Origin of the sequence: Oceanihabitans sp. 2_MG-2023 (assembly GCF_030547245.1) — a bacterium.
In the GTDB taxonomy this organism is placed as follows: domain Bacteria; phylum Bacteroidota; class Bacteroidia; order Flavobacteriales; family Flavobacteriaceae; genus Oceanihabitans.
In genome coordinates this window covers 47,463-60,558 of record NZ_JAUOQT010000005.1, presented here as the reverse complement: position 1 = coordinate 60,558, position 13,096 = coordinate 47,463, and the positions used below count along the sequence as shown (strand labels likewise).

The following is a 13,096-nucleotide window of genomic DNA, read 5'->3' as shown; positions in this document are numbered from 1 at the left end:
TCACTTTCGTGGGAAACATTTAAAAAACAAATAATCATGTCAAAAGGAAAAATTAATGTTTCGGTAGAAAACATTTTCCCATTAATCAAGAAATTTTTATACAGCGATCACGAAATATTTTTACGTGAGCTTATTAGTAATGGTACAGATGCTACTTTAAAACTGAAGCACCTTACAAGTATTGGGGAATCAAAATCCGATTATGGAAACCCTAAAATTGAAGTAAAAATTGATAAAGAAGGAAAGAAACTTCACATCATTGATCAAGGATTAGGAATGACTGCTGAAGAGGTTGAAAAATACATCAACCAAGTAGCTTTTTCTGGAGCCGAAGAATTTTTAGATAAATATAAAGACGCTGCAAAAGACTCTGGAATTATTGGTCATTTTGGTTTAGGTTTTTATTCGGCATTTATGGTTGCTGAAAAAGTAGAAATCATTACCAAATCACACAAAGATGGTACAAAAGCTGCACATTGGACATGTGATGGTTCTCCAGAATTCACTTTAGAAGAAGCTGACAAAACAGATAGAGGTACAGAAATTATTTTGCACATTGCGGAAGATTCTACAGAGTTTTTAGAAGAAGCAAGAATTGGCAGTTTATTGAGCAAATACAATAAGTTCATGCCTATTCCAATTAAGTTTGGAACCAAAGAAATTAATGATCCTGAACATACTCCTGCAACAACAAAAGATGCAGAAGGAAAAGAAACAACAGAGCCTCAGAAAAAAATAACGGTAGATAATATTATCAATAACCCTAATCCAGCTTGGACCAAACAGCCAACAGAATTAGAAGATGAAAACTATAAAAGTTTCTACCAAGAATTATATCCAGCTCAATTTGAAGAGCCTTTATTTCACATTCACTTAAATGTTGATTATCCTTTTAATCTTACAGGAATCTTATATTTCCCTAAGATGACAAACGATTTAAATGTGCAAAAAGATAAAATTCAACTATACCAAAACCAAGTATTCGTAACCGATAATGTTGAAGGTATTGTTCCAGAATTTTTAACCATGCTTCGTGGTGTAATTGATTCGCCAGATATTCCTTTAAACGTTTCTCGTTCGTATTTACAAGCAGATGGTGCAGTAAAAAAGATTTCGTCTTATATTACTAGAAAAGTAGCCGACAAATTAAAATCTTTATTTAATGCCAATCGTGAAGATTTTGAATCTAAATGGGATGATATTAAAATTGTTATTGAATACGGAATGCTTTCCGAAGAAAAATTCTTTGAAAAAGCAGATGCATTTGCATTATACCCTACTGTTGATGGAAAATTCTATACCTACGAAGAGTTATTCAATAAAATAAAAGCAAAACAAACCGATAAAGACGACAAACTGGTTATTCTATATGCTTCCAATAAAGACGAACAACACAGTTATATTGAAGCTGCTACAGCAAAAGGATATGAAGTTTTAATGCTAGATTCTCCAATTGTATCGCATTTAATTCAGAAATTAGAAAGTACAAAAGAAAACATTTCTTTTGCTCGTGTAGATGGAGATCATATTGATAATTTAATCAAAAAAGAAGATACCGCAATTTCAAAATTAAGCGAAGACGAAACAAAAGCTTTAGACGAATTATTAAAAGAGGTAATTCCTTCTGAAAAATTCACTGTACAATTAGAAGCAATGGATAGCAGTGCTTCGCCTTTTATGATTACACAACCAGAATTTATGCGTAGAATGAAAGAAATGCAGCAAACTGGTGGTGGCGGAATGCAAATGTTTGGTAATATGCCAGATATGCATAATCTTATTGTAAACACAAATTCTGAATTGGTGAGTGAAATTTTAAGCACTAAAACCAAAAAGAAACAAGAACGTTTAATTACGCAAAGTTTAGATTTAGCAAGACTTTCTCAAGGTTTATTAAAAGGGGAAGAATTAACTAATTTTATTAAACGTAGCTATGAAATGATAAAGTAAGTGAAGTACAATTCCCTTGAAAAAGAGAATCTGATTTTCATTACTTAAAACACAAAACCACCTTTCGAGGTGGTTTTTATTTAATTTACATACCATATATATATACATTGATGAACTACCTAAAACATCTTATTTCCTTCCTGCTAATTTTTGGCCTGACGGTTAATGAATGTTCTATATATTCCTCAATATATACAGTAAACAACAGCAAGTATCGTTTGTAAAGACTAGAAAAAAATTAGCAATAAACATACTATATTTTATGTTTATGCTAGAAAAATACTTTCCAAAAAAGTAGCTATTGCACGAATTACTTATCGTAATCTGCAAAATATCTATACTACACAAACCCTTATTCTTTTAGAGTTACGCATAGCGCTTTATCAAAAGATAGATTCTAAAATAGCGCAAAGCATTTTTTTAAACCAAAGAAACACTTCCTGTAATACCTATTCCTGCTTATACATCAAAGCCTAGAACAGATTTTCTGTCTACGCTAGTATCCTGATAAAAAAATGTATAATCCTTTATCATTACTAAAATGTATACACAAAAAAACAAAACCGTCTTGGAGAAATCCAAGCACTTCGCCTATTGGATAAAAAGGAAAACTTTTCTAATTCTTGCTGCACTTATGATTGGTATGTCTAATGGCATATATAACGAAGAAAAAAACGCTACTAACCATCAGACTCAAACGGAACAACAAGATAAGAAAGATTAAATTCATTTTTCATGCTGTACATAAAGCCTTTAGGAAGGATTCTGCAGCTTATAAAACAACAATTAAAAAAACCACCTATTCTAGGTGGTTTTTTTATAGCCTCAATCCAAAAAAAATTATCATTTTATAAAAGAATTGACTGTTTAATTAAACGATTTTTTAAAGGATAATAGCTTGTAACTCCCCCTTGTCCAGCATTCAACTGAAGATAAAAAGAATCGATATAACCTTTAAAAAAAAGCAATCCAAAGTAATTCACCATCAAAACCACATACTTATCAATTCTTGATAATCAGGTGTTTATACTCTTAAAAAGGTTGGCAAAAGGCAATATATTTGTATTATACAAACCGTTAATTGTTAGCTCGCATTAATTCCAACATTTATTTTTACTTGTTGTTTGCATAACCATTTTTAGGTTAATAAATAAAGTATTCAAAAAAATCTCTTTTAAAGATTTAATAAAATCAAACGAAATAATTACTAATCCAATAAAAACAAAACCACCATGGAAATCATCAAAACTTTAACATCAAAAACCTGTTACTTTGTAATAAAAACTACTTTTGGGCCTGATTTTGTTGCTCAAGAATCTGGTTCCGGAACCAGTGGTCATTTAATGCGATGGACACCACCTAATACAACGACTTACAATGATTATTATAAATTTCTAATTTACCCAGATCCAACTAGTGAAGGTAAATACCGCTTTGTTGTTGTTGGCTGGCCTGAGTTTCAAGTACAATTAGAAAGTGATCGTGCTCGCATGGATAAACATAAAAACTCTGACTTCCAGAGATTTATATTTAAAATTGCTCCTCCACCAGCAATCGAAAAGGATAAAACGCAAGAATGGAATTATTTACAAGGAGTTGGTGTAAATTTAAATTTTGACTTTGCCTCACATAGATATGTTTTTCCTTCTACGAATTCTACAGATCAAACAAAATTAAAGTTTATACCTGTAGATATTATAGCACCAGACACAAATAGGCTTAAAGCTCCCGTGAAGTATTCAACAAGCGAATTAGCTCCACCACAAAATTATGAGGAAACCAACGGAGAAGAATGGGGCACTAAAGTGGTCTCTATTGAAGCGATTCCAGCGGCATTAATAACAGATGATGATTATAGAAATAAGAGCGACCAATTATCTATGAGTCCGTATTACTATCTTAAACATGAAAGACTATGGAGTGCAAAACAACTTCAATTTATCACCTTGTCAAAAAATAAAAAAAGTACATTTGATAAAGAATATACCTCTGCTTTTAAAAGTTCAGATTACAAAAGTATAGAAAAGACTATTGGTCATACCTTTAATGCATCTATTGATGTTTATGGTAAACGAACAGGAGAAGTCGGTGTGAAAGATAGCGGTCTATCTGCTACAGCAAAAGATGAAGTTGGAGCCGCTTTAAAACTTGCATATCAATACCAAGACCAAACGAAAACAATTGATCAAAAAACCAACTCAGAAGAAAAAAGCATAAAGGAAAGAATCATCCAAGAATACCGACAACTAGATAAAGACGAAGGCGATATTTTTATAAGACATTGGATGCCAGTAGATCGTTATACATTAACAAATAGTAAAGGAGTGGAAAAAGGAAGATGGGAATATACAAACTCTAACTCACCTATACCACAAGAATGTAAACGCTAAGAGAGCGCTTAATAGCTCACCAATTATATTATATAACCAGTATACAGAAACAAAACTCCTAAAATCACAAGTGCAAAATAAAAACCACCTTGTTTATTCAAAGTGGCTTTTATTTTTAAACTATATTTGTCTAACTAATCTTTTAGATGGCAATCACACTTTTATCTTCCCCTTTGCAAGGCTTTACAGACTTTAGATTTCGTAATGCATTTCACCATTATTTTGGAGGCATCGATACTTTTTACGCGCCTTATATTAGACTTAACGGCAAACTAAAAATCAAGCAATCGTATCAATTAGATTTACAACCGGAAAACAACACGACTTTAGAGGTAATACCGCAAGTAATGACCAATGATGCCGACGAGTTTTTATTTGTTGTAAAATACGTACAAAGTTTAGGCTATAAAGAATTAAACTGGAATTTAGGTTGTCCGTATCCAATGGTTACCAAATCGGGAATGGGTTCTGGCTTAATTTGCAATCCTACTAAAATTGACGAGATTTTAAAAAGAGCGCACAACGAATCCGATATTACGGTATCCATGAAAATGAGAATGGGTTATGATCACGCCGAAGAAATTTTAGACACCTTCCCTATTCTAGATAAATACCCATTAAAAAGTATTGCCATTCATGCTAGAATTGGCAAACAATTATACAAAGGCCCTGTAGATTTAGATGCATTTCAACGTTGTATATCAAGTACCAAACATAAACTATATTACAATGGTGATATTACTAGTGTTGCAGCTTTTAAAAAAATGGATGAACGCTTTCCAAGTATTGATCATTTTATGATTGGTCGTGGGTTAATTGCAGATCCGTTTTTACCAAGTATGATAAAAAATAATACTACAGAGTATCCCAAAAATAGATGGGAAATTTTCTCCGAATTTCACGATACCATTTATCAGCAATACGATGCATACCTTTCTGGTCCAACACCAATAAAAATGAAAATGTTAGGCTTCTGGGAATTCTTCTCGCAGTCCTTTTCTAATCCGCAAAAAACATACAAAGCCATAAAAAAAGCTGGAAATCCAATAAAATACAAACAAGCAGTAAAAGAAATTTTAAATAAAGAGAAATAATAATTTTACACTTGGTATTAAAAAAAAATCAAATTACCTTATAGCCATTAAACAATAGCAATGGACAAAAAGTTAATTTCTAAAAAAAAACCAGCATTTCCAATTAACGAAATGCTATCCAATTATCTTACGATACAAGGAAGGAATATAAAAATACCTATTTATTATGATGACTTACTACGTTTTCAAGGAGCTATTGAAATTTTTGATAAAAACGATAATGATACCCTTTGGGTTAGCTGTTTCTACGCCGAACACGAACGGGAAGAAATACACAACAGTTTAAAGCAAATGTATTCCATCTTACATTCAGATGGAAGTGATAATATTTTACCTTATTTAAATATTGATAGTATCGATTTTTGCACTTTTGGTAACAGCAAACCTTTTCGTATTAAAGTACGAAATATACTAAACGACAACTACCTTTTTCTTTACATAAAAAAGGCAGATGCATCCCGTATTTATGGTTTAGAACTAGAAGATATTCTATCCCCAAATCATATTAACTATTTAGTTCACAAAGACACTTTAATTGAAGAACATATTTCTGGAATACCAGGAGACATATACATAACAGAGCATTTACATACGATTTCAGAGCAAGATAAAAGAGAGTTGGCTAAAGAGTTTGTTAAGTTTAACGAACGTTGTTTCGTAAGACTATTAGGAGATATGCGCTCCTACAACTATGTTATTGTTATTAGTTATGATTTTGACAGAAAACAATACCGAATTCGAGCAGTAGATTTTGACCAACAAAGCTATGAAGGAAATGCGAAAGTTTACAGACCTCAGTTTTTAAAAGAAAACAATCCGTTTGTAAACATGAGCTTAAAAGTTTTAGCAAAAGAATCTATAGAACAATATAAAAAAGAAGAACGCTCCTTATTAGCAAAACGTGCAAAAAGTGAACAAAAACGATTAAAGCACTTATTGCAATGCATGAAAAAAGATACCATCTCTACACCTGAAAAAGTTAAAGAATTAAAAAATGGCTTGTTCGTTTTAACAGGTGATGTACGATTTAAACGCGCAAAAAACATGGGAGAATTACTAAAAGCTGCTCTAGACTTTATTAAAAGAAATTACCAAAACGTGAACCCCTATATTATTAGATCGTAAAACGATTACCAAAAGAATAGAAAAACAATAGCAAATAGACAATTTAGTAATTATTATAGAATAATTTTTAAATGAAAAAAACACTAAAAAAAATTCTAGTAAGTTTTGGTATACTTTTCCTAGTTTCCGGAATCTTTTTCTTTTGGGCTTCTGCTTCTAATCTAACAGAGAATAATTACCAAAAACTAGAAGTAAATCAACTAAAACAAATAACAGATACCGATTCCATTTATAGCATTGTTACCTATAATATTGGCTACTTAAGTGGTATGACCAATAATCTTGCTGTAGAAAAACCAAAAACACTATTCGATACTAATTTACAACATGTATTAACCGAATTTAAAAATATTAATCCTGACATTATCGCTTTTCAGGAAATTGATTTTGATGCTTCCAGGTCATATCACATCAACCAGCATGATACCATAGCTAAACTAGGTTACAATTTTGAAGCCGAAACAGTAAACTGGGATAAAACCTATGTGCCATTTCCATATTGGCCACCAACCATTCATTTTGGTAAAGTGATTTCTGGGCAATCCGTTTTAAGTAAATATCCAATAAATAGTCAAGAAAGAAAGGTGTTAAAACGCGTTACAAGCAGTCCGTTTTATAGAGATGCTTTTTATTTAGAACGTTTAGCACAAGTGGTAAAAGTAACCATAGAAAACCAAGAAGTCGTTTTAATAAATGTTCATCTTGAAGCTTTTAATACACAAACACGTGCTAGTCAATTACAAGAAGTAATGGCTATTTTTAACACCTATGCAGCTACCAACCCTACTATTTTATTAGGTGATTTTAATAGTGATGCAAAAGATGAAAATGCTGTTATAAAAACCCTTTTAAAATCTAAAACCATTGGCAATGCTGCTTTTTCTAAAAACAATATCGCTTGTACTTATAACTCCGAAAAACCAGAAGTACGCATCGATTATATTTTTTACACCAAAAAGTATATTGCTTATATCGACGGAAAAGTATTAAATAAATTTGGCTCTGCTTCCGATCACCTACCCGTAGAAATGCATTTTAAACTTAAATAAAATATCGCTTTTTCGGAAATATAACTGCATTATGATTAAACTTTGGAAACCACTTAGCTACACTTCAAAATTCTCAATTATTGCCTTTTTACTAGCTGCAATTTTAGGTCTACTAAGTATGGGACTTTTAGGCTTTGCACTCTACTATTGCGTTTTCTTTTTATTTAATAACTATCCAAATATTAACGACTGGACTGGAGACTGGGTTTGGCCAGCAGTTATAGTAGCAGGAACTGCTTGGTCTTTAGGCTTTGTTTTTGCAGGAATAGCATGGCATTTTTTACATAAAAAAATAAAAACCATACTCTTACTTCGTATTATTTACATCGCCATACTTTGGCTTTGGGCAGCGACCATTTGGCATCTTATTATTACAACAAATCTAAATGTAGCCCGTTAAAATAGTATAAAAACCATATCGATTTCGCGGAAAGCATACAAATAGCTATTTATGTGTTTTTAGAACAACCTTAATGACGAAAAATACGAAGACATTTTCTATGCACTCGATGTTTACTGAAATACACAACTAATTTCTGCTAAAAATATTTACCATACCCTTAACATTTTAGCACTTCCCTATTTCCAAAAAATAACTAACTTGTACCAACAATTTATAACAAGAAGTTATCATGGTAAAAAAGTACAATACATTAGGAGTATTTGCCTTCCTATTTTTAGTAGTTACAGCAGGTTTTGCACAAGACAAAACGGTTCCTGTTTTTAAAGATGGAGAAGCACAAATAGTAGAAGGTTTTAGCGATAATAAAGATTGGATAAGACATGATCTATGGGTAGAAACTACTTTTAACACCGACGGAGACGACAAATTAGATCGAATGCATGTTGCCGTTACTAGACCAAAACAAACAGATACCGAAGGTTTGAAATTACCTGTAGTATATGTAAGTAGCCCGTATTTTGCTGGTGTAGCAGGAGACCTTCCTGGAGTCATGTGGAATGTAGAACACGAACTTGGCGAACCCGCAAATGAAGAACGTGTACACCCTGAAGTTACTCGCAGAGGGGAACGACCAATAATTTCTAACTCGCATATTAGAAAATGGGTACCTCGTGGTTATATCGTCGTACATTCGTCTTCACCAGGAACTGGTTTATCACAAGGAGCTCCAACCGTTGGTGGTGAAAATGAATCTCTTGCTCCAAAAGCAGTTATCGATTGGTTAAACGGTCGTGTAAAAGGATACACTACTCAAGATGGAGATGAAGAAGTAAAAGCTACTTGGACTACCGGAAAAGTTGGTATGACAGGAACTTCTTATAATGGAACCATTCCCCTTGCTGCTGCAACTACAGGTGTTGAAGGCTTAGAAGCGATTATTCCTATTGCTCCAAATACTTCCTACTATCATTACTATAGATCGAACGGATTAGTACGCTCTCCTGGAGGCTACTTAGGTGAAGATATTGATGTACTATACGATTTTATTCATAGTGGAGACGAGAGTAAACGTCCGTACAACAATAAAACCGTTAGAGATACCGAAATGAAAAATGGCATGGACAGACTTACCGGAGATTATAACGATTTTTGGGCTGGTCGTGATTATTTAAATAAAATGAAATACATGAATGCGGCTTTATTAATGTCGCATGGTTTTAACGATTGGAATGTGATGCCAGAGCATAGTTACCGCATTTTTAAGCAAGCGAAAAAACAAGGCATTCCTTCTCAAATTTATTACCACCAAAATGGACATGGTGGTCCTCCACCAATGACCATGATGAACCGTTGGTTTACACACTACCTTCATGGTATCGATAATGGTGTAGAAAAAGATGCAGAAGCATGGATTGTTAGAGAAAATGACAAACGCGAAAACCCTACTGCATATTCAGCCTATCCTAATCCTAATGCGAAGCCGGTAAACCTATACCTAAACAAAAATGGAAATCAAGTTGGCACGCTTTCCTTAGAACAAAACAAAAACCAAGGACAAGAAACTTTAATCGACGATTTTAAAAGTTCTGGAAAAGCTCATGCTACAGCTGTAGAGTCTAAAAACAGACTATTATTTGTTACACCAGAGTTAAAACAAGAGGTGCATATTTCTGGAGAAAGTACGATTAACATAAGTGTTTCTAGTAGTAAACCAGCTGCAAACTTATCGGTTTGGTTGGTATCTCTACCATGGAAAGAAGACTCTAAAATCATTACTGATAATATTATTACCCGTGGTTGGGCAGATCCGCAAAACTCTAAATCATTAAGCGAAAGTGCTCCTTTAATTCCAGGAGAATTTTACAATTTAAAGTTTACTTTACAACCAGACGATCAAATAATTCCTGCAGGACAACAAATAGGTTTGGTTATTTTTTCTAGTGATAAAGAATTTACTTTACACCCAGAACCAGGAACTGAAGTTACTGTAGACTTAGATAAAACTAGCATTTCTTTACCAATCGTTGATGGATTGAAAGCATTAGAAAACGCAATAAATTAATATGTTAGGACTTAAACTAGAAACCGATCCTCGTTGGGTAAATATTGCAGAATCTAACTTAGAAGAGATTTTAACAGACCATGCTTGGTGTGAACAAAAAGCCGCTACTAATGCTATAAAACTAGTATCATTAAACTCCGAACATGTAGATTTAGTTACCGAACTTTTAATTATTGCACAAGAGGAACTAGAGCACTTTCAAATGGTGCATAATATTATTAAGGAACGTGGTTATACTTTAGGTCCTGAACGCAAAGACAGCTATGTAAACGAACTTTTTAAATTTATTATTAAAGGAGGAAATAAACACCAACAATTGGTAGATAGACTTTTATTTTCGGCAATGATTGAAGCTAGAAGTTGTGAAAGATTCAAATTATTATCGACAACCATAAAAGACAAAAAACTAGCCAAGTTTTATCATGAATTAATGATTAGTGAAGCAGGACATTACACTACTTTTATTGGCTTTGCAAGACAATATGGTAAAGGTGTAGATGTAGAAAAACGTTGGGAAAAATTTTTAGAATTTGAAGGAGAACTCATTAAAAGTTATGGAAAAAGCGAAACGATTCATGGGTAGATTTACCCTAAAAAATTAAACTTTTGAAAACCTCTTTTTCCGACAGAAAAAATTTTACTCTATTTGCACTAAAACAACATATAGGACTACTTGGTATTTGGCTGGTTTTCATTTTATTTGGCTGTTTTTTTATTTTTTTAGGAAATAATATAGAAAAAGAGGGCTATGGGTTTATCCTTTTTGGAATTGCTTTTATTGTATTAAGTTCTACATTCATGCTTTTTACACTTCCGTCTAGTATTATTTATTATTACGAACAAGCACTAACAAAAAAATACGGAAGCTACACAACTGCAACAATTACAAACAAAAGAATAGACGATTACTCGCATACGACGAGTTCTTTTGATGGTGGTAAATCGAAAAAAATAGCAGAATTTCTATATGCTATTGAATTTCAATTTTCATATAACAATCAAGTCTTTGAAGGCGAATGTTTTTTCGAACACCAAGCAACTTTTGAAGCTATTACTTTAGAAACACAATTACCTATTCAGTTTTTAAAAACCAATCCCAAGAAAATAACAGTAAGAAGAAGAAAATTAGCAAATCAACTAGGTATAAAACCTAAATTGTGTAATTAGTTCACTTACAAAAACAACTACTTCACGCACCGAAAAGCAGTCTTTACGAATTAGCGGTTTTAAAATATCTATTAGATATATAGGTTTGTTGCATACTAACATTAACACTATATATCATGAAAAATCAAATCCAAGTAAACATCAACAAACCTTGTTCTCAAGATTTCAACCAATTTTCTCCAACTAAAAAAGGAGGGTTTTGTAATTCTTGTGAAAAAGAAGTCATCGATTTTACAAAAATGAGTGCTCCAGAAATCATGTCTTATTTTAAAACTAGAGAGACAGAAAACACTTGTGGTAGATTTAATAGCAAGCAATTAACAACCTATAACTACAAACCAGAAAAAAGTAAAATTCGCAGTTTTATTAGTGCCTTTGGTATAGCATGCTTATCCATTTTTAGTCTTGCTCCAGCACAAGCTCAAGACAGTAAAAAAATAGAAACTAACAAAAATTCTTCAGAAATAAATACCAAAGACCAACTAAAAGAAATGGAAGTAAAAGGAACCATTTTGGATGAAAATGGTTTGCCTTTACCTACTGCTACTGTTATCTTACAAAACTCAACTATTGGAACATCCACAGATTTTGATGGCTATTTTGAGTTTCCTAAAAAATTAAAAAAAGGAGATGTTTTATTATTTAGCTATGTTGGCTATCAAACAAAAAAGGTAGTAATTAGCGACGAAAACTCGACCTCCAATATAAGTTTACAAGTAGACATGTCAATGGATGTTTGCATCTTAACAGGAAAAGTTGCTGTTAAAAAAGTGTATGCTTCAAAAAAATAATAAACACTTTATTTTATATGAAAAACAGATGTATTTATATCGCTTTTCTTATTTCAATTACTACCATAGCACAGGTTTCAGACTTTAAAAACATAGACTTTACTATTGCTAATAATACCGCAAAACTACAGGAAGGAGCAGGTTTAGAAAACCTTCCTGTACTCGCCTATAATCTTACACATAATTTAAAAACAGATGTCGAGAAATTTAGAGCTATCTATACTTGGGTCTGCACTAATATTAAAGGAGATGCCAACCAAGACAACAAGGTAACTAAGAAAAGAAAAAAACTAAAAAACGACAGTTTAGCATATCTAAAATGGAATAATTCCTATAAAAAAATCGCTTTTAAAAAACTGCTAAAAAAGCAAAAAACCATGTGTACTGGATATGCTTATTTAATTAAAGAATTATGTTTTATTGCTAATATAGAATGTAAGATTATTAATGGTTACGGCAGATCTACAGAAGCAAATGTTTTGGATTTAGAATTAATAAACCATTCCTGGAATGCAGTAAAACTAAACAACAAATGGTATTTATGTGATGCAACTTGGTCTAGTGGATATATGATTAATTATTCGCGTTTTGTACAAGATTATAATGATGGTTATTTTTTAACAAATCCAATATTATTTGCTAAAAACCATTATCCTTCGCAAAAAAAATGGTTGTTAGATAGTACATTAATCGCTTCCAAATTTAAGGCTTCACCCCTAGTTTATGGCGATACTTTTACTCATAAAATAATTCCTTTACTTCCAGAGGAAATGAAAATCAATTCTGAAGTATACCAAGAAATTGAATTCCGCTTTAAAACTTTAAAAAAGATAAGCACTGATAAAGTAAAATTGATTCAATACTCTGGATTACTTGAAAAACCATTTAAAATTTATGCTCTTAAAAACGAAAATGGTATCCTTTCTTTTCGATATCAATTTAAGCAAAAGGGCAATTATGATGTGCATTTAAAATTGGAAGAGGATATCGTTGCAACTTATATTTTTGAGATTACAAAAAACTAAAAAATGGAATCTAATTATAATTAACACAAGATTAATCTAG

Annotated in this window: 12 protein-coding genes; all 12 read left to right on the top strand. The window is 32.1% G+C overall.

The annotated features are described in order from the left end of the window. Positions 1-36: 36 nt before the first annotated feature. The 12 genes from htpG to Q4512_RS11795 all read left to right on the top strand — a co-directional run bounded on the left by htpG (position 37) and on the right by Q4512_RS11795 (position 13,056). A complete protein-coding gene (gene htpG / locus Q4512_RS11850) occupies positions 37-1,950 on the top strand; it encodes a molecular chaperone HtpG (RefSeq protein WP_303424814.1) in 1,914 nt (637 codons plus the stop codon). Positions 1,951-2,518: 568 nt separating this feature from the next. After that, on the top strand, positions 2,519-2,674 hold the full coding sequence (locus Q4512_RS11845) for a hypothetical protein (RefSeq protein ID WP_368389419.1): 156 nt from the start codon (positions 2,519-2,521) through the stop codon (positions 2,672-2,674). 508 nt (positions 2,675-3,182) lie between these two features. Continuing rightward, positions 3,183-4,340, top strand: coding sequence for a hypothetical protein (locus Q4512_RS11840; RefSeq protein WP_303424810.1), 1,158 nt, complete (start codon positions 3,183-3,185; stop codon positions 4,338-4,340). Positions 4,341-4,486: 146 nt separating this feature from the next. Then, entirely contained in the window at positions 4,487-5,434 is a 948-nt protein-coding gene (locus Q4512_RS11835) for a tRNA-dihydrouridine synthase (RefSeq protein WP_303424808.1), read from the top strand. A 60-nt stretch (positions 5,435-5,494) separates the two neighbouring features. Continuing rightward, the gene (locus Q4512_RS11830) at positions 5,495-6,559 is read left to right on the top strand and encodes a hypothetical protein (protein ID WP_303424803.1); all 1,065 of its coding nucleotides are present in this window, start codon (positions 5,495-5,497) and stop codon (positions 6,557-6,559) included. A gap of 71 nt (positions 6,560-6,630) precedes the next feature. Next, positions 6,631-7,608, top strand: a complete 978-nt coding sequence (locus Q4512_RS11825) for an endonuclease/exonuclease/phosphatase family protein (RefSeq protein ID WP_303424800.1) — start codon at positions 6,631-6,633, stop codon at positions 7,606-7,608. Between the two features lie 31 nt (positions 7,609-7,639). After that, on the top strand, positions 7,640-8,008 hold the full coding sequence (locus tag Q4512_RS11820) for a hypothetical protein (RefSeq protein ID WP_303424799.1): 369 nt from the start codon (positions 7,640-7,642) through the stop codon (positions 8,006-8,008). 232 nt (positions 8,009-8,240) lie between these two features. Further along, positions 8,241-10,073 carry a Xaa-Pro dipeptidyl-peptidase gene (locus tag Q4512_RS11815; protein WP_303424797.1) on the top strand — a complete coding sequence of 611 codons (1,833 nt, stop codon included), beginning with the start codon at positions 8,241-8,243 and terminating at the stop codon, positions 10,071-10,073. A gap of 1 nt (position 10,074) precedes the next feature. Beyond that, entirely contained in the window at positions 10,075-10,656 is a 582-nt protein-coding gene (locus Q4512_RS11810) for a tRNA-(ms[2]io[6]A)-hydroxylase (protein WP_303424794.1), read from the top strand. A gap of 23 nt (positions 10,657-10,679) precedes the next feature. Next, on the top strand, positions 10,680-11,240 hold the full coding sequence (locus Q4512_RS11805) for a hypothetical protein (protein ID WP_303424791.1): 561 nt from the start codon (positions 10,680-10,682) through the stop codon (positions 11,238-11,240). A gap of 116 nt (positions 11,241-11,356) precedes the next feature. Next, the gene (locus tag Q4512_RS11800; protein ID WP_303424788.1) at positions 11,357-12,031 is read left to right on the top strand and encodes a carboxypeptidase-like regulatory domain-containing protein; all 675 of its coding nucleotides are present in this window, start codon (positions 11,357-11,359) and stop codon (positions 12,029-12,031) included. A gap of 17 nt (positions 12,032-12,048) precedes the next feature. Next, positions 12,049-13,056, top strand: a complete 1,008-nt coding sequence (locus Q4512_RS11795; protein ID WP_303424784.1) for a transglutaminase domain-containing protein — start codon at positions 12,049-12,051, stop codon at positions 13,054-13,056. Positions 13,057-13,096: the final 40 nt, after the last annotated feature.